This window comes from Cupriavidus sp. GW822-FHT03E04 (assembly GCF_058801495.1).
Map to the genome: position 1 here is coordinate 234,517 of NZ_JBXANI010000009.1, position 26,897 is coordinate 261,413.

22 protein-coding genes are annotated in these 26,897 nt (G+C 66.3%); 9 read left to right on the plus strand and 13 right to left on the minus strand.

The features are described from left to right. Positions 1-36: 36 nt before the first annotated feature. Positions 37-1,026, plus strand: a complete 990-nt coding sequence (locus AC1RQC_RS15040; protein ID WP_492375542.1) for a Bug family tripartite tricarboxylate transporter substrate binding protein — start codon at positions 37-39, stop codon at positions 1,024-1,026. Positions 1,027-1,107: 81 nt separating this feature from the next. Here the strand turns inward: AC1RQC_RS15040 and AC1RQC_RS15045 are convergent, their stop codons facing one another. After that, a complete protein-coding gene (locus AC1RQC_RS15045) occupies positions 1,108-3,219 on the minus strand; it encodes a ParB/Srx family N-terminal domain-containing protein (RefSeq protein ID WP_492375543.1) in 2,112 nt (703 codons plus the stop codon). A gap of 261 nt (positions 3,220-3,480) precedes the next feature. Here AC1RQC_RS15045 and AC1RQC_RS15050 point away from each other — a divergent pair, with 261 nt between their 5' ends. After that, a complete protein-coding gene (locus AC1RQC_RS15050) occupies positions 3,481-4,074 on the plus strand; it encodes a hypothetical protein (RefSeq protein WP_492375544.1) in 594 nt (197 codons plus the stop codon). 52 nt (positions 4,075-4,126) lie between these two features. After that, a complete protein-coding gene (locus AC1RQC_RS15055) occupies positions 4,127-5,128 on the plus strand; it encodes an MBL fold metallo-hydrolase (RefSeq protein ID WP_492375545.1) in 1,002 nt (333 codons plus the stop codon). 33 nt (positions 5,129-5,161) lie between these two features. Here the strand turns inward: AC1RQC_RS15055 and AC1RQC_RS15060 are convergent, their stop codons facing one another. Continuing rightward, positions 5,162-5,596, minus strand: coding sequence for an EamA family transporter (locus tag AC1RQC_RS15060; protein WP_492375546.1), 435 nt, complete (start codon positions 5,594-5,596; stop codon positions 5,162-5,164). A 54-nt stretch (positions 5,597-5,650) separates the two neighbouring features. Beyond that, complete coding sequence (locus AC1RQC_RS15065; protein ID WP_174426156.1) at positions 5,651-6,040, minus strand: GNAT family N-acetyltransferase; 390 nt, start codon at positions 6,038-6,040, stop codon at positions 5,651-5,653. Between the two features lie 174 nt (positions 6,041-6,214). On the opposite strand from AC1RQC_RS15065, the gene AC1RQC_RS15070 reads away from it, so the two are divergent. Further along, positions 6,215-7,711: an AMP nucleosidase gene (locus AC1RQC_RS15070; protein WP_441632696.1), complete on the plus strand. Its 1,497-nt coding sequence runs from the start codon at positions 6,215-6,217 to the stop codon at positions 7,709-7,711. Between the two features lie 299 nt (positions 7,712-8,010). Further along, entirely contained in the window at positions 8,011-8,706 is a 696-nt protein-coding gene (locus AC1RQC_RS15075; protein ID WP_492375548.1) for an HD-GYP domain-containing protein, read from the plus strand. A 52-nt stretch (positions 8,707-8,758) separates the two neighbouring features. Here AC1RQC_RS15075 and AC1RQC_RS15080 read toward each other — a convergent pair whose 3' ends face one another. Further along, positions 8,759-9,403, minus strand: a complete 645-nt coding sequence (locus AC1RQC_RS15080) for an OmpW/AlkL family protein (protein WP_492375549.1) — start codon at positions 9,401-9,403, stop codon at positions 8,759-8,761. Positions 9,404-9,785: 382 nt separating this feature from the next. Then, on the minus strand, positions 9,786-11,483 hold the full coding sequence (gene leuA, locus AC1RQC_RS15085) for a 2-isopropylmalate synthase (RefSeq protein WP_492826198.1): 1,698 nt from the start codon (positions 11,481-11,483) through the stop codon (positions 9,786-9,788). Between the two features lie 802 nt (positions 11,484-12,285). On the opposite strand from leuA, the gene AC1RQC_RS15090 reads away from it, so the two are divergent. Then, positions 12,286-13,641 carry a hypothetical protein gene (locus tag AC1RQC_RS15090; protein ID WP_492883822.1) on the plus strand — a complete coding sequence of 452 codons (1,356 nt, stop codon included), beginning with the start codon at positions 12,286-12,288 and terminating at the stop codon, positions 13,639-13,641. A 242-nt stretch (positions 13,642-13,883) separates the two neighbouring features. Here the strand turns inward: AC1RQC_RS15090 and AC1RQC_RS15095 are convergent, their stop codons facing one another. From AC1RQC_RS15095 to phnN, 6 genes are all read right to left on the minus strand, one after another. Then, positions 13,884-14,204, minus strand: a complete 321-nt coding sequence (locus tag AC1RQC_RS15095; protein WP_492375551.1) for a DUF6587 family protein — start codon at positions 14,202-14,204, stop codon at positions 13,884-13,886. A gap of 18 nt (positions 14,205-14,222) precedes the next feature. Next, the gene (gene feoB / locus AC1RQC_RS15100; RefSeq protein WP_492375552.1) at positions 14,223-16,094 is read right to left on the minus strand and encodes a ferrous iron transport protein B; all 1,872 of its coding nucleotides are present in this window, start codon (positions 16,092-16,094) and stop codon (positions 14,223-14,225) included. A 19-nt stretch (positions 16,095-16,113) separates the two neighbouring features. Continuing rightward, positions 16,114-16,419, minus strand: a complete 306-nt coding sequence (locus tag AC1RQC_RS15105) for a FeoA family protein (protein WP_492375553.1) — start codon at positions 16,417-16,419, stop codon at positions 16,114-16,116. A gap of 277 nt (positions 16,420-16,696) precedes the next feature. Next, positions 16,697-17,821, minus strand: a complete 1,125-nt coding sequence (locus AC1RQC_RS15110; protein WP_492883864.1) for a porin — start codon at positions 17,819-17,821, stop codon at positions 16,697-16,699. 205 nt (positions 17,822-18,026) lie between these two features. Continuing rightward, complete coding sequence (locus AC1RQC_RS15115; RefSeq protein WP_492375555.1) at positions 18,027-19,019, minus strand: tripartite tricarboxylate transporter substrate binding protein; 993 nt, start codon at positions 19,017-19,019, stop codon at positions 18,027-18,029. Between the two features lie 70 nt (positions 19,020-19,089). Next, a complete protein-coding gene (phnN, locus tag AC1RQC_RS15120; protein ID WP_492375566.1) occupies positions 19,090-21,129 on the minus strand; it encodes a phosphonate metabolism protein/1,5-bisphosphokinase (PRPP-forming) PhnN in 2,040 nt (679 codons plus the stop codon). Between the two features lie 560 nt (positions 21,130-21,689). Here phnN and AC1RQC_RS15125 point away from each other — a divergent pair. After that, the gene (locus AC1RQC_RS15125) at positions 21,690-22,235 is read left to right on the plus strand and encodes a MarR family winged helix-turn-helix transcriptional regulator (protein ID WP_174426145.1); all 546 of its coding nucleotides are present in this window, start codon (positions 21,690-21,692) and stop codon (positions 22,233-22,235) included. A gap of 134 nt (positions 22,236-22,369) precedes the next feature. On the opposite strand, the gene nadC is transcribed toward AC1RQC_RS15125, so the two are convergent. Continuing rightward, entirely contained in the window at positions 22,370-23,206 is an 837-nt protein-coding gene (gene nadC / locus AC1RQC_RS15130; protein ID WP_416051251.1) for a carboxylating nicotinate-nucleotide diphosphorylase, read from the minus strand. Positions 23,207-23,453: 247 nt separating this feature from the next. On the opposite strand from nadC, the gene AC1RQC_RS15135 reads away from it, so the two are divergent. Next, on the plus strand, positions 23,454-23,753 hold the full coding sequence (locus AC1RQC_RS15135) for an antibiotic biosynthesis monooxygenase family protein (RefSeq protein ID WP_492375558.1): 300 nt from the start codon (positions 23,454-23,456) through the stop codon (positions 23,751-23,753). Positions 23,754-24,018: 265 nt separating this feature from the next. Here the strand turns inward: AC1RQC_RS15135 and AC1RQC_RS15140 are convergent, their stop codons facing one another. Further along, entirely contained in the window at positions 24,019-24,897 is an 879-nt protein-coding gene (locus tag AC1RQC_RS15140) for a LysR family transcriptional regulator (protein ID WP_492375559.1), read from the minus strand. 118 nt (positions 24,898-25,015) lie between these two features. On the opposite strand from AC1RQC_RS15140, the gene AC1RQC_RS15145 reads away from it, so the two are divergent. Further along, positions 25,016-26,836, plus strand: a complete 1,821-nt coding sequence (locus tag AC1RQC_RS15145; protein WP_492813459.1) for an acyl-CoA dehydrogenase family protein — start codon at positions 25,016-25,018, stop codon at positions 26,834-26,836. Positions 26,837-26,897: the final 61 nt, after the last annotated feature.

Sequence of the window (26,897 nt, forward strand, 5' to 3'; positions counted from 1 at the left end):
ACCAGAACGATTCCAGATTCGAACAGGAGACCAAAGATGTCCGCATACACCAAGCCCGCTTCCCGCCTGAAAGTGGTCACCGGCATCGCCGCCGCCGCGGCGCTCGCGCTGCTGGCCGGCCCGGCGCAGGCGGAGTTTCCGGACAAGCCGATTCGCTTCGTGGTGCCGTTCGCCGCCGGCAGCGCCACGGACCAGCTCGCCCGCGCGATCGGCCAGGCCATTACGGTCGATGCCAAGGTGACGGTGGTGGTCGACAACAAGCCCGGCGCCAACGGCTTTATCGCTGCCAGCGACGTGGCCAAGGCCAGCCCGGACGGCTATACCGTGCTGATCAGCACCAACACCACGCATGCGGCCAACGAGCATCTGTTCAAGAAGCTGCCCTACGATCCGGTCAAGGACTACGTGCCGGTGACCGCGCTGGGCCGTGGCGGCCAGATCATGGTGGTCAACCCGCAGTTGCCGGTCAACAACGTGGGGGAATTCATCGCGCTGGCCAAGAAGGAGCCGGGCAAGCTCAGCTTTGGCAGCGGCAGTTCGTCTTCGCGCATTGCCGGGGAGCTGTTCCAGCAGATGGCGCATGTGCAGTTGCTGCACGTGCCCTACAAGAGCAACCCGCTGGCCATCACCGACCTGCTGGGCAACCAGATCCAGATGATGATCACGGATACCGCCACCGGCCTGCCCCAGGTCAAGAGCGGCAAGCTCAAGGCGCTCGGTGTGTCGGGCAAGACGCGCTCGCCGCTGGCGCCCAATGTGCCGACCATCGACGAAGCCGGCGTCAAGGGCTATGAGATGAGCTACTGGTTCGCCGCCTACGCGCCGGCCAAGACGCCGCAGCCGGTGGTGGACAAGCTCAACGCCCTGATGGTGAAGGCCGCCAGGAGCGAGACGGCGGCAAACTTCTACCAGTCCACCGGCACCGATGTATTTACCAGCACGCCCGCAGAGCTGGCCAAGTTCCAGGCCCAGGAATCGGCCAAGTGGGGCCGCATCATCAAGGCCGCCAACATCCAGCCTGAATAAGAGGCCATTTCAAAAAGATTCTGGCGTCGTTGCGCCGCCTCGCTGTGCGATCCACCTGCACGGCGAGGCGGCCAGGCCAGCTTACTGGGCCAGCGTCGCCTTGTAGCCCACCGCATACGGCAGCTTGCCGGGCTTGGCGCTGCCCACCGGCTGCGACAACGCCGTGAACTCCGTCTCGTTGAGCACCGTCAGCCCGCCCAGCGCCACGGCGGTCTTGCCGCTGCTCACCGGATCGGCGGGGGCCAGCGCCACCATGGCGGTGGCCGCTGCGCGCACGGCACTCAGGTAGCTCGTGGTGTCGTCCAGGCGGTAGTTGTCCAGGTTGACGCGCTGACGCAGCCAGTCACCCCAGTAAAACTCCGTGAACTCCGTGGCGTCCGCCAGTTGCTGGTAGCCGATGTCGCGCGTGAAATACACCAGCGAGCGATAGCGGTCGTTGCCCAGGCCGTTGCGCAGGCCGAGCGCCGGCGGCAGATCGGCCGGTGTGGTCGGGCGGTTGGCGGTGTCCCTCAGCCACATCAGCTTGCGCTCGCGTAGCGTGCGGAAGAACGTGGCGCGGTCCTGCGTGGCCAGGTTGTCCTGCACCTTGATCCACATCTTCGCCTGCGGGCCGCCGTCGGTAGCCTCCCACACGCTGGTGAAGGTGTGATGGCCGTCAGTCAGGTACGGCTTGCCCGCCGGGCCGATCACCATGGTCTTCATATCCGCAGGCTTGTTGCCGACCGCCTTGGTGCAGGTGAAGGAGGCGAGGTTGTCCAGGCGCGAGGCAGCGGTCGTCGTGCTGGCCTTGTTCTGGCCGTTGGCCTCGCAGGCATCGTCGAACTTCTTGGCCGGGTCGGCCGCGTAGCGGCCCAGCTTGTAGTAGATCTGGTCGAAGCCGATGGCTGGCTGGGTCGGGCGCAGGTCGGCCAGCGTGACCTGCACGATATCGCCGGCCTTGGCTTGCAGGTAAGTGGTGGTCGGGGTTTGCGCGGCCAGCGGCGTGCAAACGCTCTGGAGGCGGCGCTTGGCGCCGGGTACGTCGCGCAGCTGGTAGGCCAGCTTGGCGGTGACCGGCAGAAACGCCAGCGAGGCGGCTTGCGGCTGGGCGGCGACGGTGTCCTGCCAGGCCCCGGAGATCAGCCCATTGGCGCCGGTGGCGATGGCGCCACTGGCCCCGATGGCCGCGTTGTAGTTCAGCGCGACGTCCGTGGCGATATTGTCGGCGGCGAGCCGGTTGCCCGCGATCGACACGATGTTGCGGCGGGTGCGGCCAGTGGCCGCGTTGCCGTCGTCCAGCTCGGGCTCGGCGCATAGCCAGTCGCCGTCGGCGGCGCCAGCGGCAATGGCCTGCGTGCTCTTGAGCACCCAGCTGCCGTTGCGTGGGCTGCCGTCGGCATTGCTGGCGGCTTCGTCGACGAACAGCGTTGCCTGACCATCCTGGCGTGCCACGAAGAGGCGGCCGATCTTGCTGCCGCCCAGCGTCACGGCAAAGGCGCCGGGGAAGCGCTGCTGGTCGGCGTCCGCGGCGAGCGTGCCGCTTTCGCCGCCGGCGCAATTGTCGGCATAGGCGGCGCCGGCGCAGGCGCGCACCGTCCCGTTCGCGGAGATCTTGACCTGTCCTACGGCGGCCGTGGTGCCTGCTTGGCGCAGATAGTTGTAGACGCCAGCGACATCGCTTAGCTGCGCGCCCTTGTTGGCCGCGCTCACGTGGCCCTGGAGCAGCGCGCCGCCGCCCGCGAGGAGGTTGGGCACCTGGCCCAGCGCACCGGACAGCACGCCGGCATCGACCACGAACTCAAAGCTGATGGCGCTCGCGGCGGTGGCCAGTGCCGCGGGTACGTCGGCACCGGCTGCCGCCAGCTTGGTGACTTTGTAGGTGTCGCCGCTACGCGTGTAGCTGCCCACCAGCGTGCCGCCCAGGCCAAAGCGGGAATCGAGAAAGCGTAGCGTGACTTGGCCGGTGGCCGGCTGGTCGAGCGCAACGGACACGGTATCGCCGAAGCTCACCGCGCCGACATAGAGCGAGCCGCCCGCCAGCGGCGTGAGCGCGGCCGGCTGCGTCACCGCGCCGCCATTGCCGCCATTGCCTCCGGTGCTGCCGCCGCTGCCCGCTTGCGCAGCCTGCGTCTGGTCGCCGTCGCCGCCGCAGGCGGCCAGCGCTGCCGTTGCCAGGGTACAGGCCACTGCAGCCCATTGCTTTCGCTTGATCATCGATCTTTCACTCGTTCGTTGTTTTCGTTTGTTCTCGTGTGTTCTCGTTTGCCGCCCGCCTGTGGGGGCGGGCGGCGGCAGGGCCACAATCTATGCCGGCTTGATGACGTGCTCGTGACGAAAGGTCTTGAAGCAAAGGCAACCAGGCCGGTGCGATTGCGGGAATCGGCGCATTCCGAAGCAACCTTGCTGGCGGGAGGGCCGCGCCACCGCTGGCGCGGGAGACGGGCTACCATGCCGCCAACTACGCAAAAGGCACGCATGAACGCACCCGTATCGACGTTTTCCGGGGCCCTCGATCCCCAGGCCCTGATCCGCACCTATATCCGCGCCAAGGATGAGAACCGCCCCCATCTGATGGCGCACGCCTTCGCTGCCGATGCCACGCTGGAGATGACGGTCAAGTCCGAGGCCATCGTGTTCCCGGCCCGCAGTGAAGGCCTGGCCACGATCAGCGACGTGCTGGTGCGGCGCTTTGGCCAGAGCTACGACAACGTCTACACGTTCTGCCTGGCGGAGGCCCCGCCCGCAGCCGACGCGCAACGCTATGGCTGTGACTGGCTGGTAGGCATGACCGACAAGGCCAGCGGCGGTGTGCGCGTGGGCTGCGGCAGCTACGCGTGGGAGTTCTCCGGGCAAGATGGCGCCCGGCGCGTGCAGGCACTCACCATCGTGATCGAGGCCATGGACGTGTTGCCCGCCGACACCGCACAACAGGTGCTCGACGGCTGGCTGGCCCGCCTGCCCTATCCCTGGAGCACTGCTTCGCACGTTTGCGCGCAGGCTCCGGCACTGGCACAGTTGGCACCGGCGCTGGCGTATCTGCGTTCCGGCGCTGCGCAAAACAGCCGTTGATCAGGCAGCGGCACGTGGCCTTGCCTGGCTTGCCCTCCTAAAGGATCGACCCATGACCCTGCCCTGCCTTGCTGCCCGCCTGACTTCGCTTTCGATGGTCTGCGCCCTCGCCCTTGCCGGCCTGCCCGCGCTGGCGCAGGTCCGGCCGCCAGCGGCCCCGCCGGCCCAGCAGAAGACCCAGGTGCCCGGCTACTACCGCATGATGCTGGGCCAGTTCGAGGTCACCGCGCTCTACGACGGCTATGTCGACCTGGACACCAAGGTGCTCAAGTTCACCAGCCCGGGCGAGGTACAAGGCCTGCTCGCGCGCATGTTCGTGGCCTCCACGCCCGGCATGCAGACCGCCGTCAACGCATACCTGATCAACACTGGCACCAACCTGATCCTGGTTGACACCGGCACGGCGGCTTGCTTCGGCCCCACGCTGGGCCGCGTTGTCGAGAACCTGCGCGCGGCGGGCTACAACCCCGCCCAGGTCGATACGGTGCTGCTGACTCATATGCACGGCGATCACGCGTGCGGCCTGACGGCCGACGGCAAGGCCGTCTTCGCCAACGCCAACGTGTATGTCGACAAGGCCGAGGCGGGCTACTGGCTGGACGAAGCCACCGCCGCGCGCGCGCCACAGGACGCGCAGTCCTCGTTCGCCATGGCGCGCGCCGCCGTCGCCCCTTACCAGGCCGCCGGCCGGATGCGTACCTTTGGCGCGGGCGACAAGCTGGTGGCGGGCGTGAGCGCGGTGCCGGCGCGCGGGCACACCCCGGGCCACAGTGGCTACCTGTTCAAGTCAGGCGATCAAAGCCTGCTGGTGTGGGGCGATATCGTGCACAGCCACGCGGTGCAGTTCCGCCGCCCAGAGGTGGCGCTGGAATTCGACTCGGACAGCACGCAGGCGGTGCGCACGCGCAAGAAGATGTTCGCCGATGCCGCGCGCGGCAAGCTGTGGGTGGCGGGCGCCCACCTGCCGTTCCCGGGGATCGGCCATGTGCGCGTGGAGAGCAAGGGCTACGCCTGGGTGCCGGTGGAATACGGGCCGCTGCGCACGGACCGGTAATGTCGATGCGACCCCATGTGCCGGAGTTGCCTCTTAGCGCTTGAACCCTAGTACCAGCACGCCGGCGCCGACGAGCGCGATGCCGGCCCACTCGCGCAGGTTGGGGCGTTCGCCGAGAAAGATCACGGCGAACACCGCCACCAGCAGCAGGCTCAGCTTGTCCACCGGCGCCACCTTCGAGGCATCGCCAATCTTCAGCGCCCGGAAGTAACACACCCATGAGGCGCCCGTGGCAAGTCCGGAGAGCACGAGGAAGATCCAGGTCCGCGGCGACAGCGCGAGCGGGTTGCTCCACTTGCCCGTGAGCACCACGAAAAAACTCAGCACCACGATGATCACCGCCGTGCGCACCAGCGTGGCAAGGTCCGAGTTGATGCCTTCCAGCCCGATCTTGGCGAAGATCGCCGTCAGCGCGGCAAATACGGCCGACAGCAACGCCCAATGAAACCAACCGGTGGAAGAGGCCATGTGTTGTTGTGCGCGATGAAGGATTGAGCGGCAGGCCAGCCCGCCGGGCCCGGCTCAGGTGCGCCGGCGCTCCATGGCCACCAGCGAGGGCACAAAGCCGAGCTGCCCGAAGAAGGCCGCCTCGGACGAGCGCCCGGCGCGCAGCACCCACGTGATATCGGGATCGTTGCCGACGATGTGGCGCACCAGCGCGCGGCCGATGCCGCGGCGGCGATGGCTCGGCGTCACCGCGACCATCGACAGGTAACCGTTGGAGATATCGTCGCACAGCGCCCGCGCGAAACCCACGATCTCTCCGTTATCGACCGCCACCACCACCCGTTGCGAGTTGGCGATCAGCCGGGCGAAGCGTTCCGTGTTGGCAACGCGGTGCGCCCATCCGTTGGCCGCAAGGAGTTGTCTGGCCGCCTCGATCTCTTCTGGCAGCAGATTGCGGATTTCCATCGGGGCTCCCAATGCAAGCAGATACGGCAACTCGGCGCTGCCCTTCTAATGGGGGGCGTCACGAGGCGAGTGCGGCGCGGGGCCGCAAAAAAAGACTGCAGGCAGTGTAGCGAGCGCGCGAAGGCCCGTCAATTTGCGGCAGGCCATGTTGCTTCCGCTCTGTAGCGGGGTATCATGTTTCCCATGAATGCCTCGATCTTCTCTTCCGCCCATCCGGCCGATCAGCTGGCCGAGTTCTCCGACGCCGACGCGGCGCTGGCTCGCATCCGTGAAATCTACGATGCCTCGGTCGGCGCGATCCGCGCGCGCTTCGATGCCTTCGCCCAGGGCCAGCCGCTGCCGTCCGCGGCACATGCCTGCTATCCCTACCTTGGCATCTCGGTCAATCTCGAAACCATGGTCACCGACAGCCGGCCATCCTGGGGCACGGTTGCCTACCCCGGGGTCTACGGCACCACGGTCACCCGCCCCGAACTGCTGGCCGATTACTACCGCGACCAGATCGAGCGCCTGATACGCTACCACCGCGTGCCCGTGGTGGTCGGCGTCAGCCGCCGCCCGATCCCGTTGCCGTTCGTCATCGAAGCCTCCACCACGGACATCAGCTACACGCAGGCGCGCGAGCTCGAAGCCTCGTTCGTGCTGCCCGAACTGAGCCGCATCGACGACGCCATTGCCAACGGCACCTATGAGCCGGTGCCCGGCGAAGCCTGGCCGCTCTCGATGTTTCCCGGCGAGCGCGTGGACCTGGCGCTGCAGCGGCTCTATCACTACACCGGCACCGCGCCCCAGCATTTCCAGCGCTTTGTGCTGTTTACCAACTATCAGCGCTACGTCGACGAATTCATTGCGCTCGGCCGCTCGCTGATGGCCGCCGAAGACGCGCAAGGCGCGGACGGCTACGTGCGCTTCGTCGAACCCGGCGATGTGATGCAAGAGCGCGGCGAGGCCGAGCCCGACGACGCGCTGCGCCCGCGCGCGCTGCCGCAGATGCCCGCCTATCACCTGGTGCGCGAGGACAATCTCGGTGTCACGCTGGTCAATATCGGCGTGGGCCCGTCCAACGCCAAGACCATGACCGACCACCTTGCCGTGCTGCGCCCGCACTGCTGGCTGATGGTTGGCCACTGCGGCGGCCTGCGCCGCTCGCAGCAACTCGGCGACTACGTCCTGGCGCACGCGTATGTGCGCGATGACCACGTGCTCGATCACGACCTGCCGCCCTGGGTGCCGGTGCCGCCTATCGCCGAGATCCAGGTCGCGCTGCAAGAGGCCGTGGTGCGTGTGACGGGCTTGTCCGGCAACGAGATGAAGACCCGCATGCGCACCGGCACCGTTGTCTCCACGGACGACCGCAACTGGGAGCTCAAGTCCAAGGCGTTGTACGCCCGCTTCAACCAGTCGCGCGCGATTGCCATCGACATGGAAAGCGCCACGGTCGCGGCCAACGGCTTCCGCCTGCGGGTGCCGTATGGCACCTTGCTATGCGTGTCCGACAAGCCGCTGCATGGCGAACTCAAGCTGCGCGGCATGGCCAATGCGTTTTATCGGCAGCGGGTGAGCCAGCATATGTCGATCGGGCTGGAGGCGATTCGCATCTTGCGCGAGGGCGGTGCCGAGCAACTGCACTCGCGAAAGCTGCGTAGTTTCGACGAGCCGGCGTTTCGGTAGGCTGGCTCCTGCCGGCGTTCCCGTGCGAGCGGGGACGCCGGTGCCTTGCATCCCTCACTCACCACGCGGTCGGGCCGCCACGCGCCTTGGCCGGCTTCCCCTCGAAATGCGCCACCAGGAAGTCAAGGAACACCCTGACCTTGGCTGACATATTGTGCCGTTCCGGAAACACCGCATAGGCCAGTCTCAGCATGGATTGAGGCAGGCGAAGTGCGTGGCCACGAAGGCGGTTCGCCATCAGCTATTGGCGATATGCCTCGACAGGCATAGAATCTCGCGCTTCGCCCAGCTTCAGCACCATGACTACGAATCCCCATGCGGTTATGACGCTGGCCAGCCTGACGCTCGCTGGCTGCTTGCGTTACCCGCATGCATCGGGCCATCTCGTTCGCACCGCGACGATCGCCGCCTGCCTTGCCGATCTGCTGGGGCTGGATGCGGCGCACTGCGAGCGCATACGGCTCGTTACGCCGGCGCACGACGTGGGCAAGCTTGCCATCCCCGATGCCGTACTGCTCAAGCCTGGCAAGCTGCTCCCCGAAGAGCGGCAGGTGATCGAGCGGCATGCAGAGATCGGCGCGAACATCCTCGCGGGCAGTGCGGACGTGCTGATGCGTCTGGCATCGCAGGTCGCGCACCATCACCACGAGCGTTTCGACGGCACGGGCTATCCACGCGGCCTGGCCGGCAAGGAGATCCCGCTGGCCGCGCGTATCGTGGCGCTCGCCGATGCGTTCGATGCCATGACGGAGTCGCGTTGCTATCGTCCCGGCATGAGCGACGACGATGCGCTGTCGATTGTCTCGGCAGGTTCCGGCACGCATTTCGACCCGGACGTGGCGAGCGTTTTCCTCGCCAGCATCCCGCAGATACTGCGGAGCCGGAAATCAGCGCAAGCGCTGCTGGATGCTGGCTCGGAGATGGCCGTGGTCGCGCGCTTCTATGGCTTGAGTCGCAACGCATTGCGGCAGATCCCGCGCCAAGCCAGAACCTGACGCGGGATCCGCCGCGCGTTCGTTGTGCCGTGGAGCGACGTACCGCGATTCGTCAGAAGCGGTAGCCCACACCCATGCTGAACAGCCACGGATCCAGGCTCACGTTCGAGACCTTCACACCGGCCGCCTTCACATCGCTCGACAGCCACACCTTCTTGACGTCGGCATTGAGGAACCAGTTCTTGGTGAGCTTGTAGTCCATGCCGATCTGCAGGGCCGGCGCCACGCTCCAGCTGTCGAGCGACAGCGAATTGTTGGCAATGTCGGCACCCCAGATGCGCGTGAAGTTCAGGCCAGCGCCGATATACGGGCGGAAGGTGCCGTTGGGAATGAAGTGATACTGCACCAGCAGCGTCGGCGGCAGATGGGTGAAGGAGCCGATCTTGTTGCCATCCAGGTAGACGTTCTGCTTCTGCGGCACGGTCAGCACCAGCTCGGCGGCGATGTGCGGCGTGAAGAAGTAGGTGACATCGAGTTCCGGAATCCACTTGTTGTTGACCGTGATGCGGTCCGAGGCGCCAACGCCGCCGATCGGGTCGGACTTGCCGGCCATGTCGAGATAGGTGCCGCGCAAGCGCACCATCCAGTTGCCCTGCGCTTCATCGGCGGCAGCGGCAGGCGTTGCGGCAACGGCGCCGAGCACGGCAAGGGTGGCAATGGCAGTGGTGCACAGACGGATATGCAGGTGCTTCTTCATGATGGTTGGCTCGTGTTTTAGGAAACTTCACGCACAGTTTGGCGCAGCGTTTCCGGTCGAGCCTTGACCGAAAGCAAGAAGATGGGCATCGGTGGCGCGCGCATGCGCATGCGTCGCCGCGTTGCTACAGTCCCGGCCCGCGCTGGGCTGCTTGCGCACGAGCCGCGCAGCGCGCTTTCGCATTTCCAATCCCGGGCCGGGCTTCTAAGGACATGCGCAAATATTCGTGGCGGCAAGTTTGCACCCGCCTTACGCTGTGCACACAGTCAAGCAACGAGCATGTCGTGGGCGTCCCGCAAGGGCGTCTTTCCGGGTGTGCCCCGTGGGGGCGGGGCACACCGGTTTTTCTGCGCCGAGGCCTTGAGCCCGGGCGCGGGCGGCATCAATCGGCCAGGGCTTGCTCGCGCCGCACTTGGCTGGCCGCAAGCAGGTGGCGGTTTACGCCCGACACCACGGCCTTGAGCGATGCCGTGACGATACTGGCGTCGATGCCAGCGCCAAAGCCCGTGGCGGAGTCTCCTACCCGCACTTCCACATAACAGGCCGCGGCAGCATTGGCGCCGGACGACAGCGCGTGCTCGTGGTAATCCATCACGCGCACCGGCATGTCCAGCGCGCCTTTGAGGCCGCTGACGAATGCATCGATCGGGCCGTTGCCCCGGCCGCGCGCGCGCAGCGCTTCGCCATCGCGCAGCAACGCCACTTCGATCTCCACCTGGCCGTCGTTGCCGGACACCATCTGATGGCCCATATAACGCAGCGGCGCCTCATGTTCGAGATATTCGCGCTTGAACAAGCCATACAAGTCATCGGCGCTGGCTTCGAGCCCGCTCTCGTCTGTCATCGACTGCACCGCGCGGCTGAACTCGATCTGCAGGCGGCGCGGCATATAGATGCCGTGCACCTGTTCCAGCAGGTAGGCCATGCCGCCCTTGCCGGACTGGCTGTTTACGCGGATCACCGCATCGTAGCTGCGACCAAGGTCGGCCGGGTCGATCGGCAGGTATGGCACCTCCCAGATCGCATCCGTCTTCTGCTGCGCGAAGCCCTTGCGAATCGCATCCTGGTGCGAGCCGGAGAAGGCCGTGAAGACGAGGTCGCCCACATACGGGTGGCGCGGATGCACGGGGAGCTGGTTGCAATCCTCCACGCATTGGCGCACTTCATCGATGTCGGAAAAATCGAGCTCGGGGTCCACGCCCTGCGTGTAGAGATTCAACGCCAGCGTCACCAGGTCGACATTGCCGGTGCGCTCGCCATTGCCAAACAAGCAGCCTTCCACGCGATCGGCGCCCGCCATCACGGCAAGCTCGGCGGCTGCCACTGCGGTGCCACGGTCATTGTGCGGGTGCACCGACAGTACGATGTCTGCGCGCCGTGCAAGATGCCGGTGCATCCATTCGACCTGGTCGGCGAAGATATTGGGTGTGCTGCATTCCACCGTGGTCGGCAGGTTGAGAATGAGCGGGCGCGTGGCGCTAGGCTGCCAGATCGCGGATACCGCATCGCAAACCTCGAGCGAGAAATCCAGCTCGGTCATGCTGAAGGTCTCGGGCGAGTATTCGTAGGTCCATGCCGTCTCGGGCATGCCGTCGGTCAGCGCCTTGATCAGGCGGGTGCCCGCCAGCGCGATCTCCTTGACCTCCTCGCGGCTCGCACCAAACACGATGCGGCGAAACGCGGGGGCGATCGGGTTGTAGAGGTGCACCACGGCGCGCGCGGCGCCGCGCACGGATTCGATGGTGCGTTGTATCAGGTCTTCGCGCGCCTGGGTCAGCACCACGATGGTCACGTCGTCCGGGATGCGGTCTTCCTCGATCAGCATCCGTACGAAATCGAAATCGGTCTGCGAGGCCGAGGGGAACGCCACTTCGATCTGCTTCAACCCGATCTTGACCAGTTGCTCGAAGAAGCGGAGCTTGCGCTGCGGGTTCATCGGCTCGATCAGGGCTTGGTTGCCATCGCGCAGGTCCGTGCTCATCCAGACCGGCGCGCGCGTGATGCGCTTGGCGGGCCAGGTTCGGTCGGCGATATCTACGGTAGTGGCAGGGCGGTATTTGGTGGCGGGGTTGCGCAACATCATGACGGTTCTCCTTCCTCGCGGGAAGATGCAAGAGACAAAAAGCAAAAAGTAAAAGGCAAAAAGCAGGACGCAAGATCGCCGGGGCGTTGAAACGCTCAATAGCGAAGGCGTCAGAAAGCCGATGCGGAAAAAGGGTGGCGCGAGGCTGCCGAACTGCCACTAGGCACTAGGCCCGGCAACCGATCAGTAGGTCTAGCAGTAGCGAGGAGGAAAGACGCGGCGCCGACAGGGCCGGTGCAACTAGAGCAATGGCGGTACCCAGCGCGCGACCTGCTGCCGGCACGCGCACGGCTGCAGCGATGCGGGAGGCATCGGCGGCGCGGCGGTGGAAGCAGGTGGCTTGGTGCATTGCGTGGTGTGTGGGAAGCGGTGCGGATGACGCGGATGACGCGGCTTACGCCAATTACCAAGGTGCGTCGATCACTTGTACTTGTCATGCATGCCGAGCCCGCTTTTCAGCGGTCGGCATCCGGCAAGAATAGTCGAGAACGCGAACGGGCGTCAAGGACGAGTGCGCGGGTCCCCTGCGGATAACCAGTTGGCCAGCCACCTCCGCCTGGCCATCGGCACGGACTTGTGACTGAGCCCAGGCGTGCGTCAGCGTACATAAGCGCCGAACTCTCAGCCGTTTGGCTGGTACAGCAGCTTGCACATCGTGACTAGCCTAGAAAGCGCGTGACTGTCCAATTCCGCCATTTACCTGTCCGGTCGCGCCAACCAAACGAGTCTGGCCAGCGGCGCCCTGCTTCCGCTTTTGTCGGCAGGGGGCCCGGGATTTAACGCCATACGGGGAGACATCATGAGCAACACCAAGATGTGGCCAGCGTGGCTGGCCTGCGCCGCCATGGCATTGCTGATGGCGGGCTGTGGCGGGGGCGGTGGCGGCTCGGGCGCTGCATCGCCCAGCACCGCGAGCACCGCGGCGGATACCACCCCGGTGAAATACTCGGTGACGCTCACGATGACCTCGGGACAGGTCGGGGTGGGCCGCAGCATCTCGATGTCAGCCTCGGTGGTGGACAGCAAGGGAGCGGACGTAACGTCGTCCAGCACCTTTGCCTGGACTTCGTCCAGCAACGCCATTGCCACCGTGGTGCCGGCCGCAAACGCCAGCGCCACCATCACGGGTGTGGCGGTGGGCACGGCCACCATCCAGGTGGTGGCCACCATCAAGACGGCGGACAACAGCACCACGCAACTGCCCGCGCAAACCGCCACGGTGGCCGTGCAGCCCACCGCCGTCAGCTACAACCTGGCACTGTCGAATCCGGTCCTGTCGCTGGTTGACGGGCAGGTGCAGCCGGTCACGGCGACGCTGGTCGATGGCAACGGCAGCGACGTCAGCGCAGCCGTGCACGACTGGGCCTGGGCCAGCTCGACTAGCAACGTGCAGGTCAGCGCCGCGCAGAATGCCGCATCGCTGACGGGCGTCAACAGCTCGGATACCGCCGCCGCGGTCGGCACCGTCACGGTCTCGGTCACCGCGCCCAACGGCAATGCTGTCAGCGGGCAGATGCTGGTGACGGTGCAGAAGAACAGTGGCTACACCTACCGGCTCGAGCTTTCACAAGGGGGCGTGCCCATCAACGCGCTGTCGGTGCTCAACGGCTATCCGCAGGTCTTCAACGCGCGCGTGATCCGCAGCGATTCGCATGATTCCACCGCGGATTTCGACGGCACCTGGAGCTACGCCGCCACCTCGCCAACGCTCTCCGTCGCGGCGGATCCGGCCACGCGGCAGGCCACGTTGAGCACCAGCATCGTGATCGGCACGCCCACCGCGCAGAGCCTGCTGCAGGTGAGCGCGGCCAGCAGCAAGATAGCGGGCACGCCCAAGGCCAGCCTGACGGTGACGGAGCAGCCGAAGTGGGCGCTGGTCTATAACGGGCCACAACCGCTCAAGCTGCTGCTGTCGCTGCCCGTGCCGATTCCCGTCACCGCCACGCTCAAGAACTTCGGCGCGGATGTTCCCTATCTTGGCTGCACGGGCTGGAGCTGGGCCAGCAGTGCCAACGTAGCGTTCGCGGGTGGCGTCAATGCTGCGCAGATCGTGGTGACGCCCTTGGCGCTTGGCGATTTCACGGTGACAGCGACCTGCACGGCCGGCCCTGAACTGCAGCCGATTTCCATCACGATTCCGGGAACGGTGAGCTGATGCGGCGCCCGGCATGTGTTCCTGCCGCGCGTCGTTGCAACTGCCCGCGCTTGTTTCTCTGTGGTTTCAATGATCCGTCGCCAGACGGCCGCCTGATGGAGATCGTGCCGCGCAGGTGCGGACGAGGGGGGAAAGCGGGAGGGAGGAGGTGCCGAAGACGCTGTGAACCAGCGCGGCGAACCCAAAGCGTACCCGTTTCTGCGTGGATCAAAAACGTGGCTAGCGATGGGTTTGGGGCCGTATCAGCGCTTGGCCACGAAGCGGATGATCTGCTCGCCGGCCTGTTGGGCGGGCACTTGCTGCGCGCTGTCGGTGGTGCTGGAGCCGCAGGTATTGCAGCCGCCGCTGTCGCAGCCGCTGGCGCAGCCGGCCGCTGCCTGCGGTGCCAGCCAGGCCACCGCGCGCTGGCGCCAGCCGGTGGCCGCGGTGCCGCCCAGGCGCGCCGCCAGCCCGCTCTTGATCCGTTCACGGGTGCGCGGTGCATAGCGAGCCAGCACGGAGAGCGTGCAGCCCAGCACGATCAGCGGCACCAGCAGGGTTTCAAAGGCATGGTAAAGGCTCATGGCTGCAATGTCCTCGCTTTAGCTCAGCATCAGGGTGATGCGGTACGTGGCAAAGGCAGCCAGGTAGCCCAGGCCCGCCAGGTAGGCCGTCGAGGCGGCCATCACCTTCCAGGAGCCGGTTTCGCGCCGGATCACCGCCATCGTGGAGATGCATTGCGGCGCGAACACGTACCAGGCCAGCAGCGACAGCGCCGTGGCGAGCGACCATTGCGCGGCGATCATCGGCACCAGTTGGCTGGCCATGGCGTCCTCGCTGCCGGACAGCGCATAGACGGTGGCCAGCGCGCCCACGGCGACTTCGCGCGCGGCCAGGCCCGGCACCAGCGCGATGCAGATCTGCCAGTTGAAGCCGATCGGGGCAAAAACATGCTCTAGCGCCCGGCCGATCATGCCGGCGAAGCTGTAGTCGATGGCCGGGGCGGTGGCGCCGTCCGGCGGCGACGGAAACGTGGCCAGGAACCACAGCAGCACCGTCAGCGTCAGGATCACCTTGCCCACGCGGGACAGGAAGATGCGGGCACGCTCCCACAGGCCGATTGCCACGTCGCGCGCATTGGGGATGCGGTACGAGGGCAGCTCCATCATCAGCGGGTGGTCGGTGCGGTCGCGGCGGAAATACTTCAGCACGTACGCCACCACCAGCGCGCTCACGATGCCCGCCACATAGAGGACGAACAGCACCAGGCCCTGCAGATTGAACATTCCCATCACCGTGCGCGCCGGGATGAAGGCGCCGATCAGCAGGGCGTACACGGGCAGGCGCGCGGAGCACGTCATCAGCGGGGCCACCAGGATGGTCGCGAGGCGGTCGCGCGGGTCCTGGATGGTGCGCGTGGCCATGATGCCGGGAATCGCGCAGGCAAAGCTGGAGAGCAGCGGGATAAAGGAGCGGCCGGACAAGCCGGCGCCCATCATCAGGCGGTCGAGCAGGAAGGCGGCGCGCGGCAGGTAGCCGGATTCCTCCAGCGTCAGGATGAACAGGAACAGGATCAGGATCTGCGGCAGGAACACGACGACGGCACCCAGGCCGGCGATCAGGCCATCCACCAGCAGGCTGCGCAGCATGCCCTCGGGCAGATGGCTGCCGACGATCTCGCCGAACCAGTGCACGCCGCCCTCTATGCCGTCCATCAGCGGGGCGGCCCAGGAGAACACCGCCTGGAACATCAGGAACAGCAGCACGGCCAGGATCGCCAGGCCGAACACCGGATGCAGCAGGATGCGGTCCAGGCGGTCGTCCATGGCCGCGGTGCGTGCCGGCATGGTCACGGCGGCATCCAGCAGGCGCTTGACCTCCTGGTGCACGTCCAGGTCGGATGCCGGCTCGGGGGCTGCAGCCGGCACTTCAGGCAAGGCCGCGTCCAGTGCGGCCAGCAGGCTGGCGGCGCCATCGCGCTTGACGGCAATCGTCTGGACCACCGGCACGCCGAGCGCGGCGGCCAGCTTGTCGCGGTCGATGTGGATGCCGCGCTTGGCCGCGGCATCGCTCATATTGAGCACCAGCACCATCGGCAGCCCGAGACGGCGCAACTCCAGCACGAAGCGCAGGTGCAGGCGCAGGTTGGTGGCATCCACCACTGACACCAGTAGTTCGGGGCGCGGCTCGCCCGGGCGCTTGCCCAGGCAAACGTCGCGCGTGATGGCTTCGTCCAGGCTGGCCGCGTGCAGGCTATAGGCACCCGGCAGGTCCAGCACACGCACCTGGCGGCCGGCTGGCGAAACAAAATGGCCTTCCTTGCGCTCGACGGTGACGCCAGCGTAGTTGGCCACCTTCTGGCGGCTGCCGGTCAGGCGGTTGAACAGCGCGGTCTTGCCGCAATTGGGATTGCCCACCAGCGCAACGCGCAATGCGGGACGCTGGGAAGCGGAAGTCGGGTTGGCGACAGACATATTCTTGGCAGGTGCCCGGTCAGGCAGCGGAGCGTTTGGCGGCGGGCGCGTCGGGCTGCGCTGCCGGCGTGATGCTGGAGACGGAAGCGCTCACCGCTTCCACGGTGATGCGGGCCGCTTCGGCGCGGCGCAAGGCAAACCGGGTAAAGCCCACCTGGGCGACAAGGGGATCCATGCCGAACGGTCCCAGCGCAATGACCTGTACGGCTTCGCCCGGCACAAAGCCGAGTTCGCGCAGGCGGCGTGCTATTGGATCGTTAGGAGAATTGTCATCGATTGACACGATGACAGCGGCGGTGCGCCGCGGAAGTTCAGACAACCGCATGTGGCTTCCAGTCCGTTGGCGCGAGGCACGGCACGCAGTCGGCAAACTCACACCAGGGTTGGTAAATGAAAATCGTTCCTATTGTAGCCGATTTGCATGCGGGCGTTTCGATTTCGCGCCGTTGTGCTATCAGTGCGCCATGCATGCATGGCGCACGACAATGCCGGCGGTCTGCAATCGCCCCATAGCGCACGTCGGGCAACAATCGGTTACGCCCGACCATGCGGCACCCTGTGCGGGTGCCGCGCCCTGCTCACCGTGCCGCAGCCCGCCCGGCCTAGAACTTGTGCCGGATGCCCGCCACCGCGCCAAGCTGGTTCAGGCCGGGGCCGATGCTGGCCTGGATGCCGTTCAGGCCGACACGCGAACCGTCCTTGTTCTTGACGTATCCGAGCGTCAGGTAGCCATCGGTGCGCTTGGACAGCGCGTAGTCCAGCGTGCCGACAAGGCTCCAGGGATCTTGCGCGCTGCGCTTGTCGTTCATCACGTAGGCCGACGCACTCAACGTCAGCGCTGGCGTAAACGCATAGCTCGCGCCGAGCCAGAACAGATCGTTGCGGCGCGCGGCCACGGTGGGGGTGCTGCCAATGTCGCCGCTCAGCCAGCGATAGCCCGCGAACACCTTGGCGCGAGCGAACGCGTAGCTGCCGGCTACGGCAATGCGCCGGTCGCGCTGCGCCGGGTTTTGGCCGGACAGGCCGGTGGTGCCCTGCTGCTGGTCGTAGATGATTGTGGCCCCGGCGTTGCCCGTGGCGTATTCCAGCGCGGTGCTCCAGGCGCGGTCGTTCCGTGCGTTGCCGGCGGTCTCGCCCGTGATGGTGCTGGTGGTGCCTATGGTTACGGAGGTCCCGCGCGCGAACGCGTACATCGCGCTTGCCGTCAGCCCGCCGAACTTCCCTACGTACTTGGCGGCGTTGTCATAGCGTCCCGCGAGTGAGCTATCCATCAGGAACGCGGAGTAGCGCGGCGCGATGGCCATGGCGTCGTAGTTGATCAGGATGTCGTAGAGCAGGTTGTTCTGGTGGCCCGCGGTGATCCGCCCATAGGGCGTGTTCAACCCGGCATAGGCCTGCCGCCCGAACAGCCGGCCGGCCTGGCCCAGCGTGCCCGCATCGATATCGAAGCCGCTTTCGAGCACGAACAGCGCGCTGGTGCCGCCGCCGAGGTCTTCCGTGCCGCGCAGGCCCCAGCGCGAGCCGGACAGATTGCCCGAAGCCATCCGGGCGAGGGCGTTGCCGCTGGCGTCGGCGTGGGTGAGGTATTCGATGCCGACGTCGGCGACACCATAGAGCACCAGGCCGGACTGCGCCCAGGCGGAGGCGGACAGGGTGAGTGCTGCGATGGCGAATGCGAATACGGGCGTCAGGCGGGGGACGTCCTTCATTGCCTTGATTTCCTTCATTTCCTTCATGTCTTTTCCTTACGGCAAGTGCAAACGCAAGGCGCAAGCGGTCGCACGGGATCCGTGATGGCCGTGGCGTAGCGGTGCTGCAATGGGAATGGGTGGGGCGGGCGGCGCGCGTTGCCCCGTGGGTCTCAGTTGGCCTTGGCGACCTTTAGCAGGCTTCTGTCGGCTTCTGTGAGTTTTTGTTAGCTTTTTGCGGGTCTTAGTCGACCCGCAGGCCGATCTGCGCGGCGAGCTTCTTCCAGCGCTCGATGTCGGTGTTCACCACTTTCTGGAATTCCGCCGGGGTGCTGCTGGCGGTGGCAAATCCCAGTTGGGCGAGATTGGCTTTGACCTCCGGCTTGGCGACGGCCTTGGCGATGGCCGCGTTGAGCTTTAGCACGATGTCCGGCGGTGTGTGCGCCGGGGCCAGGATGCCAAACCACTGGTCGACGTCATAGCCACTGACTCCAAGCTCGCTCACCGAGGCCACGTCGGGCAGCAGCGGCGACCGGCCTTTGGAGGTGACGGCCAGCGCGCGCAGCTTGTTGGCCTTGAGGTAAGGCACCGTGTTGCTGAGCGTGTTGATGCTGACGTCGGCCTGGCCGCCCAGCACATCGGCGAGCGCCGGAGCGCAACCCTTATAAGGCACGTGCAGCAGGTCGATCCTGGCCGAGATCTTGAGTAGCTCGCCGGCAAGGTGCTGGGGCGTGCCGTTGCCGCAGGAGGCGTACGTCGGCGGCTTGCCCGAGCGCCCCGCTGCCAGCAGGTCATTGAACGTCTGGATCTTGGAAGAAACGGGTACGGCGATGACGGATGGCACGGATGCCACGGAGATCACCGCGCTGAAGTCCTTGCCCGGATCGAACTGCAGGTTGCGGAACACACCGGGGTTGATGGCAAAGCTGCTGTTGACAACCAGCAAGGTATAGCCGTCCGACGGGCTCTTGGCGACGTACTCGGCGCCGATATTGCCGCTGGCGCCCGGCCGGTTGTCGACCACCACGGGCTGGCCCAGGCTGCGGCCCACCTCCGTGCCGATCACCCGCGCCAGCGTGTCGGTTCCCCCGCCCGCCGGGAACGTCACCACCAGCCGGATCGGCTTTTGTGGAAAGTCGCCGCCGATATTGGCGCTCGCCTGCGCGGGCAGGCCGAACAGCGTGGCCCCCAGCAAGGAGATCGATGCGAGACTGCGTACCACGGATAAGGATGTCATTTGTTGCCTCATCGGTTGAAGGAAATGATAGATCAGTGCGCCAGTGCAGGCGGCGCGCTCGGACGCGCTGCTAGTCCCGCCGGATACGAATCGGTGGCCCGGCGAGCTCCGCCGAAGCGTGGGCCCGTACGCCCGCCTCCAGATCGCTGGCGGTCTCGGCGTGGATCCTGAATAGCGGTTGCCCGGCAACGAGCCGGTCTCCCACCGTGCACAGCAGGTCCACGCCAGCGCCAGGCCGGCGTGGCGCGCCGGCGCCGCGCGCAATGCCAGCGATGGCAAAGCCGTTGATGTCCGCGACGACGCCCGCCGTGCTGGCCGGTACGGTGTGGACATGGTGGCCCGGTGCATCCGGTGCCGCCCTTGCGCCCTGCGCGGCCACGATCCGGTCGAATGCGGCGCTTGCGGCCCCGCAGGCAAGCAATTCGCCCGCAATCCGCCGCCCCTCGGCGGGAGATCCCACGGCCGGGTCGAACGCAAGAATCTGTCCGGCAAAGAACAGGGCCTTCTCGCGCAGGTCCGCGGGTGCGTCGGGGCTGCCGTTGAGTACCTGCAGCACATCCCGCACTTCCAGTGCCGGGCCTACGCCGCGCCCGATGGGTTTGCTGCCGTGCGTCGCGAACGCGCGCACCTGCATGCCCAGCCCCGCGCCCACCGCTTCGAACAAGACGCCCAGGGCTTGTGCTTCGGCTTGCGACTTGAGCTTCGCCTGCGGGCCGAAGGGCAGGTCGACGATCACATGGGTCGAACCCGCTGTGTATTTCTTGGAGAGGATGGATGCCACCGACCACCGGTTGGCGTCCAGGCCGAGCGGGCGCGTAATGGCATTCATCACATCGTCGATAGCCGAGTGATTAAGGCGGCCGTTCCAGGCAATGCAGGCCCGCGCTTGCTCCACGCAGCGGCGCACGTCGTCGATGTCCAGGTCCACCCGCGCCACCGTCTCCATGGCCTCGGCGGTGCCGGCCGCGGAGGTGATCGCGCGCGACGAGGTCTTGGGCATCGCCAGCCCGAACGCCGCGACGATCGGCACCACGATCAGCGTGATGCGGCTGCCCGGCACGCCACCCATGGAGTGCTTGTCCACCACGATGGGTTCGTCCCAGCCGATCCTGGGGGCAAAGCGCGTGCGGGCACGAGCGACGCTGACCACTTCCGCATCGGTGAGGTGCTGCGAGGCAGCCACCAGGAACGCGGTCAGCTCGATCTCCGTATAGCGGCCCTCCACCGCATCGCGCAGCACGGCTTCGTACTCGGCCTCGCTCAAGGCATCGCCGCGCAGCTTCTTGCGCAGCACATCGCGGCTGACGGGGCCGGGAATCCGGCGCAGGCGCACGATGCTGCCGGGCGCAACGCCCAGGCGATCGAAGAGGGCATCGGACAGGCCGATTTCTTCGTCCTGCAGCAAGGCCGGGCTCTCGACCACATGCAAGGCCGCGGGGATCTCGGCCGTTCCCGAGCGCACAGCCATGCGGGTCTGGCCAGCGGCAAAGGCGGGCGACACGTAAGCAATGTGCGCGTCGCCGGTGGCGATCGGCATGCGTCTGGCCTTGAGCGGCGTCGACGCCGTGTGCAGCGCTTCCAGGAAGCGCGCGATGCCCACCTCCATGGCCGCGTCGTTCAATACGGAGACGCTCGCCACGCCTGCGGGAATCGGATCGGGCATGCGCTCCAGCCTGCGCAGCACCGCGTCGCCGGATTCGCGTCCGCGCGCGGCAATGCGCTGCGCCAGCACCTGCAGCGGCGCCGTGACATGGATGACGACGAAGTTGCGCAGCCGGCCAGCCAGCGCGGCAGCAATGCCGCGCGAGCCGTTGGCGATGACGTGCCGGCCGCGCTCCAGTTCATCCAGCAAGCCGGCCGGCAGCCCATAGCGCAAGCCATGCGCTGCCCACGTGATCAGGAAGGCGTTGGCCGCCTCGCGCGCCGAGAATTCGGCCTCCGTCACGCCCTCGTGGTCCTCGCCCGGCGAACCCGTTGGCCGGGTGATGACGCGCCTGGCAAACACATAGCGCGGATCGGCCAGCAGCGCCGCCCTGGCACCGTCCATCAGCGAGTCCTTGCCCGCGCCGCTGGGGCCAACCACGAGGAAGAAGGTGCCGACAGCTTGCACGGGCTTATCCCGCGTGGTGGAGACCGCCGCCAAAGCCGATGGCCCGACGCGGTTCGGATGGGGGGAGGATTCCAGGCTGCTTGTGCATGTGTCGTTCCAGGTCTCGGGGTTCTTCATGGTCATCCTCTTCTTTCTCTTGGTCCCATTCCTGGTCCCATTTCGTCGACTGTGCCGCGTATGTCCTCAGACAATATGCTTAGATATCGAAGTACAAAGGCAATGCTAGCACCAGATGAAGCCTTGTCAAGATAAGTTCGACATCTAAGAATATGCAAGAGTCGGGCCATCGCCGGGAAGGGCCGTATCCACGGCCTGTGGCGGGGATTCCAGCAATGTCTAGCAGGGAAATCCCTCTGCAGGTGCGTTGCTGCATCGTCGTGGCGCAAGCCCGCACTGATGTAGTGAGCACTACATTCGGTCGAAGAAAAATGGTTAGCTGGCGAATATCCGCCGGGAGAGCGGCGTGGCGGAACATACGGCCGCTTTGCTAACGCGTTATCATGTTTTCCATCTTCGGGCGCGGGCATGGCCGGCGCCGACAAGGACTCCCACACCGTCTTATGGCCACTTCAAAACTGACTGAAACGCAGGTGCCCGCCCAGCCGGGCGACATCGCCAACGAGCGCCTGGCGCATATGGTGAAGGACGCCGCCCGGGCCTATATCCGCGCCCTGCAGATGCGCCTGGCCGAACACACGGTCTCCTATGGGCACTGGACCATCCTGCGGATCCTCTGGGATCACGACGGTTTGTCGCAGCGGGAGCTGAGCGACCTGGCGGGCGTCACTGAGCCGACCACGTTCGCGGCGGTCAAGGCGCTGGAAGCGCTGGGCTATATCGAGCGCACGCACCTGCCCGGCAACAAGAAGAATGTCCATGTGTTCCTGACCAAGACGGGACGCGCCCTCAAGCGCAAGCTGGTGCCGCTGGCCGAGGAGGTCAACGAGATCAGCGTGGAGGGGGTCTCGGCCGAGGACGTCGCGATTGCGCGCAAGGTGCTGATTGCCATCAACCGCAACCTGGCCAAGGATGAGGAAGAGGCCCAGGGCACGGCACGGCGTGTGCCATCGACGCGCGAGCTGGGGCGGCTGCTGGCGGATCTTTGAGCCAGTGACGGCGCTGGCGGCGAGCGCGGCATAAAAAAAGCGCGCAAGGCAGCAGCCAGGCGCGCGTCAAAGTGGCGGGAAGGAGTGACTCCCGCTCACACGGTATCTTTACACCGCCTGTTCACAGCGCTTGTTCACACCGCATCGTCCAGCCCGATATCCACGGCCGGCGCGGACTGGGTGATCTTGCTGGTGGAGATGTAGTCAACGCCAGTCTCGGCGATGGGGCGGATGGTCTCCAGGTTGATGCCGCCGGACGCCTCCACCTTGGTGCGCCCGTTGACGATGGCAACGGCTTCGCGCATGTCGGGCACGGACATGTTGTCCAGCATGATCACGTCGACGCCCGCCTTCAGGGCTTCATGCACCTGGTCCAGCCGGTCGCACTCCACTTCCAGCTTGGTCAGCACGGGCAGTTGCCGGCGCGCGCGCTCCACGGCGGCGGCGATGCTGCCGCACACGGCGATATGGTTGTCCTTGATCATCACGCCGTTATCGAGCCCCAGCCGGTGGTTCAGGCCGCCACCGCAGGTCACCGCGTGCTTCTCCAGCACGCGCAGCCCCGGCGTGGTCTTGCGGCTGTCGATCAGGCGCGCCTTGGTGCCGGCAATTGCCTCCACGTAGCGGGCGGTATGGTTGGCGATCCCGCACAGCCTTTGCATGATGTTCAGCGCCGTGCGCTCGGCGGTCAGCACGCTGCGCGCCGAACCGCTCACGGCGATCAGGATGGCGCCCTTGGCGACCTTGTCGCCATCGCTCACGCGCACATCCACATGCAGCGACGGATCGTAGCGGGAGAACACCCGGGCGGCCACATCCACACCGGCGATCAGCATCGGCTCACGCGCATTCATATAGAACGAACCCGTCTCGCCCTTCTCGATCATGGTGTGGACCGTCAGGTCGCAGGCGCCGATGTCTTCGGTCAGCCACAGGTCAATCAGCTTGTCGGTTGCAAATGGGTCGTACATGCTTGGCTCCAGGGTTCCGGGGGTCCGGTGGGTTGGTGTCGCGGTCTTGATGTGAATGCAAAAAATACTTAGATATCGAAGTACGTATGGCAATCCTAGCAGTTGCCGTGGCCTTGTCAAGTAATGTTCGACATCTAAGAATAATTTCGCGGCGACGCGCGATGTCCCGGCCTGTCATAAAATGCTTGTCGACGCACGACCGGGCCAGGCCCCGGCCTTCCTGACACGCACAGACGGAGCACAAGACATGATTCTCGAAATAGCGCAGTTCCAGATCAAACCGGGCACGGAGTCGGACTTCGAGGCAGCGGTTGCCAAGGCGGCGCCGCTCTTCAAGCGCGCCCGCGGCTGCCACGCCATGCGGCTGCTCAGGTCGATCGAAAACCCCTCGCACTTCACGCTGGAGGTCAAGTGGGATACGGTCGAGAACCACATGGTGGATTTCCGCGAATCCGCGGACTTCGCCGAATGGCGCAAGCTGGTTGGCGACTACTTTGCCGCTGCGCCCAACGTGGGCCATGTCAGCGTGGCGGTCGAGGGGTTCTGAATCCGGACCGGGGGGCAATCCTCCCCCCGCTTGAGTAGGGTCCCGAATAACGCAATTGCGTTATTGGTGGGGGAAAGTGCAGCGGGTATGCTGCTTGCACGCTGAACACCCCGTTCCACGCGTATTTGACATGCCACCTGCCGGTAAAGCAGGTGGCATTTTCTTGGTAGTCCTAGTGTTTACCCTGAGTGCGTTCGCCATCGCAAGTGCTCGCCGCATTTCGGGGTGAGCAGGAAAGGCCCGGCTTTCTTCCCGTCCCACCTCCTTATTTCTCATCCCGCATCTTCTCCAGGAAGCGGTCGCGCGCGGGCTCGTCCGTTCCTGCCTTCCAGACGCAATACACCTCCGACGGCACCGTCGCCTGCGCCAGCGGCAAAAACACCGCCCCCGCCATTGCCGACCTCTGCAGCGCCGCCGGCACTAGCGCCACGCCGGTTCCTTGCGACACCAGGGACACCACCGACAGCCAGTGCCGCACCTCATGCCGGATCTGCGGATAGAAGCCCTGCGCCGCGCACATCTCGAAGATGCGGTTGTAGTAGTCGGGCGAGGCCTTGCGGGAGAACAGCACAAAGGGCTCGCCGCGCAGCTCGCTCAGCGCCACGGTGGCCTGGCGCGCCAGGGGATGATCGTGCGGCACGCAGCACAGGAAAGGTTCGCTATGGACCAGTGCGGTGGCCAGTTCGTCGGGCACGCGGTCGGTGTGGATGAAGCCAGCATCCAGCCCGTCATGCAGCAGCGCGTCGATCTGCTCCTGTGAGTTGAGTTCCGTCAACGCCACCTGGATGCCGGGGTAGCTGGCCTGGAACTCCCGCAGGCGCTGGGGCAGGCCGCGGTACAGCATGGAGCCCACGAAGCCGATGCGCAGCCGCCCGACGGCGCCGGCCTCGATCTCGCGCGCCAGCAAGCGGGCCTCCTCGGCCTGGGCCAGCAGCGCGCTGGCCGATTCGCGAAAAGCCCGGCCAGCGGCCGTCAGGCGCACGCCGCGGCTGTCGCGCTCGAACAGGCGGGCGCCTACCGAGGCTTCCAGCTGCTGGATATTGAGCGAGAGCGGCGGCTGCGAGATCGACAGGCGGCGGGCGGCCCGGCCGAAGTGGAGTTCTTCGGCGAGGACGAGGAAGTAGCGCAGGTGACGGAATTCCATGGCGATATAAAAAATATATGGACCAAGCCAATTTTAGAATTAGACACGAATCGCCGGACTTTGAATAATGCAGACAAAGTATCCGGCGCCACGTGCCGGCAAACACAGGAGACACTTCATGCGGACCAGCGCAGCGCGCCATACTGCCTCTTCGGCCACCCCGGCCGCCTCGGCCATTCCCGCAACCTCGGCCACGCCCGCCCATCCGGTGCCCGACCAGCAAGGCGTCAACCTGTTTGCCAGCGATCCGGACCTGCGCGCGCTGCTGCCGCTCTACCTCCCGCCCGACCTGTTCGCCCACCTGCTGCCCCACCTCGATCGCATGGGCGCGCTGGCCGGCGGCGTGCTGGACACGCTGGCGCATACCGCCGACCAGAACAAGCCCACGCTGTCGCACCGCACCCGCACGGGCATCGACGCGCAGCACATCGAGAAGCATCCGGCCTATGTGGAGCTTGAGCGGGTTGCCTTCTCCGAGTTCGGTCTGGCGGCGGCGTCGCACCGTGGCGGCGTGCTGGGCTGGGACAAGCCGATGCCGGCCGTGGCCAAGTACGCGCTGACCTACTTGTTCGTGCAGGCCGAGTTCGGCCTGTGCTGCCCGCTGTCGATGACGGATTCGCTGACCCGCACCTTGCGCAAGTTCGGCGATCCGGCGGTGGTCGAGCGCTTCTTGCCGAACCTCACCACCCAGGTCTTCGAGGACCTGTACCAGGGTGCCATGTTCATGACCGAGCAGGGCGCAGGCTCCGACGTGGCTGCCACCACCACCCGCGCCGCGCGCGATGCGCAGGCCGAGGGCGGCTGGCGCCTGTCGGGCGACAAGTGGTTCTGCTCCAACCCGGACGCCGCGCTGGCGATGGTGCTGGCTCGCGTCGAGGACGAAAACGGCGAGGCCGCGCCCGGCATCAAAGGCGTGTCGCTGTTCCTGCTGCCGCGCACGCTGGCCGATGGCAGCGCCAACCACTATCGCATCATCCGCCTGAAAGACAAGCTTGGCACGCGCTCCATGGCCAGTGGCGAGATCCGCCTGGAAGGCGCGCATGCCTACCTGGTGGGCGAGCTGGGCCGGGGCTTCGTGCAGATGGCCGACATGATCAACAACTCGCGCCTGTCCAACGGTGTACGCGCGGCCGGCCTGATGCGCCGCGCCTTGTCGGAGGGCCAGTTCATCGCGCGCGAACGCCGGGCCTTTGGCAAGCGCCTGCTGGACATGCCGCTGATGCGCCGCCAGCTGCTCAAGCTCGCGCTGCCCACCGAGCAGGCCCGCACCATGGTGTTCCAGACCGCCGAGGCGCTGCGCCGCGCCGATGCCGGCGAGGCCGATGCCTATCCGCTGATGCGCGTGCTGACGCCGCTGATCAAGTTCCGCGCCTGCCGCGATGCGCGCAAGGTCACCGGCGACGCCATGGAAATGCGTGGCGGCTGCGGCTATATCGAGGAATGGAGCGATCCGCGCCTGGTGCGCGACGCGCATCTTGGCTCGATCTGGGAAGGCACCAGCAATATCGTCGCCCTGGATGTGCTGCGCGCGATCCGCCGCGAAGGCGCGCTGCCCGTGCTCGAGGCTCACCTGGCCGGCCTGCTGCAAGCCACGCCGATGCATGCCGGCGCACGCGGCGTCTTTACCACCGCGATCGCGCGTGCCACCACGCTGGCCGCCCGCGCCGCCGAAGCCGGCGCCGATGGCGACGTGCTGGCGCGCCAGGCCGCATCCGGGCTGTACCACGTGACCAGCGCGGTCGCCATGGCTTGGGAAGCGGGCCGCATCGGTTCCGTGCGCCGCATGCGCCTGGCCCAGTTGGTGCTGCTGCATCGCGTGCTGCCGCAGGATCCGCTGGCAGGCGAGGCCGAGCCCGACTGGCTGGCCGACACCATTGCGCCGCCAGAGGATGGCGCAGTGGACGCCGCCACGGCCGTGGCGCAGGTCAACCTGTTCTGATCCCGCAAGGGCAGGACACAGCCCCCGCTGCGCCGCCAGAAGCCGGCGCAGCACACTTCAC

Excerpts from the sequence above, each read along its gene's own strand:
- AC1RQC_RS15040 (WP_492375542.1), top strand. The coding sequence starts at position 37 with ATGTCCGCATACACCAAGCCCGCTTCCCGCCTGAAAGTGGTCACCGGC.
- AC1RQC_RS15075 (WP_492375548.1), top strand. The coding sequence starts at position 8,011 with ATGACTACGAATCCCCATGCGGTTATGACGCTGGCCAGCCTGACGCTC.
- AC1RQC_RS15095 (WP_492375551.1), bottom strand. The coding sequence starts at position 14,204 with ATGAGCCTTTACCATGCCTTTGAAACCCTGCTGGTGCCGCTGATCGTG.
- AC1RQC_RS15090 (WP_492883822.1), top strand. The coding sequence starts at position 12,286 with ATGAGCAACACCAAGATGTGGCCAGCGTGGCTGGCCTGCGCCGCCATG.
- AC1RQC_RS15050 (WP_492375544.1), top strand. The coding sequence starts at position 3,481 with ATGAACGCACCCGTATCGACGTTTTCCGGGGCCCTCGATCCCCAGGCC.
- AC1RQC_RS15070 (WP_441632696.1), top strand. The coding sequence starts at position 6,215 with ATGTTTCCCATGAATGCCTCGATCTTCTCTTCCGCCCATCCGGCCGAT.
- feoB (WP_492375552.1), bottom strand. The coding sequence starts at position 16,094 with ATGTCTGTCGCCAACCCGACTTCCGCTTCCCAGCGTCCCGCATTGCGC.
- AC1RQC_RS15115 (WP_492375555.1), bottom strand. The coding sequence starts at position 19,019 with ATGACATCCTTATCCGTGGTACGCAGTCTCGCATCGATCTCCTTGCTG.
- AC1RQC_RS15080 (WP_492375549.1), bottom strand. The coding sequence starts at position 9,403 with ATGAAGAAGCACCTGCATATCCGTCTGTGCACCACTGCCATTGCCACC.
- AC1RQC_RS15140 (WP_492375559.1), bottom strand. The coding sequence starts at position 24,897 with ATGGAATTCCGTCACCTGCGCTACTTCCTCGTCCTCGCCGAAGAACTC.
- AC1RQC_RS15135 (WP_492375558.1), top strand. The coding sequence starts at position 23,454 with ATGATTCTCGAAATAGCGCAGTTCCAGATCAAACCGGGCACGGAGTCG.
- AC1RQC_RS15125 (WP_174426145.1), top strand. The coding sequence starts at position 21,690 with ATGGCCACTTCAAAACTGACTGAAACGCAGGTGCCCGCCCAGCCGGGC.
- AC1RQC_RS15055 (WP_492375545.1), top strand. The coding sequence starts at position 4,127 with ATGACCCTGCCCTGCCTTGCTGCCCGCCTGACTTCGCTTTCGATGGTC.
- AC1RQC_RS15045 (WP_492375543.1), bottom strand. The coding sequence starts at position 3,219 with ATGATCAAGCGAAAGCAATGGGCTGCAGTGGCCTGTACCCTGGCAACG.
- AC1RQC_RS15060 (WP_492375546.1), bottom strand. The coding sequence starts at position 5,596 with ATGGCCTCTTCCACCGGTTGGTTTCATTGGGCGTTGCTGTCGGCCGTA.
- AC1RQC_RS15065 (WP_174426156.1), bottom strand. The coding sequence starts at position 6,040 with ATGGAAATCCGCAATCTGCTGCCAGAAGAGATCGAGGCGGCCAGACAA.
- AC1RQC_RS15110 (WP_492883864.1), bottom strand. The coding sequence starts at position 17,821 with ATGAAGGAAATCAAGGCAATGAAGGACGTCCCCCGCCTGACGCCCGTA.
- leuA (WP_492826198.1), bottom strand. The coding sequence starts at position 11,483 with ATGTTGCGCAACCCCGCCACCAAATACCGCCCTGCCACTACCGTAGAT.
- AC1RQC_RS15145 (WP_492813459.1), top strand. The coding sequence starts at position 25,016 with ATGCGGACCAGCGCAGCGCGCCATACTGCCTCTTCGGCCACCCCGGCC.
- AC1RQC_RS15105 (WP_492375553.1), bottom strand. The coding sequence starts at position 16,419 with ATGCGGTTGTCTGAACTTCCGCGGCGCACCGCCGCTGTCATCGTGTCA.
- nadC (WP_416051251.1), bottom strand. The coding sequence starts at position 23,206 with ATGTACGACCCATTTGCAACCGACAAGCTGATTGACCTGTGGCTGACC.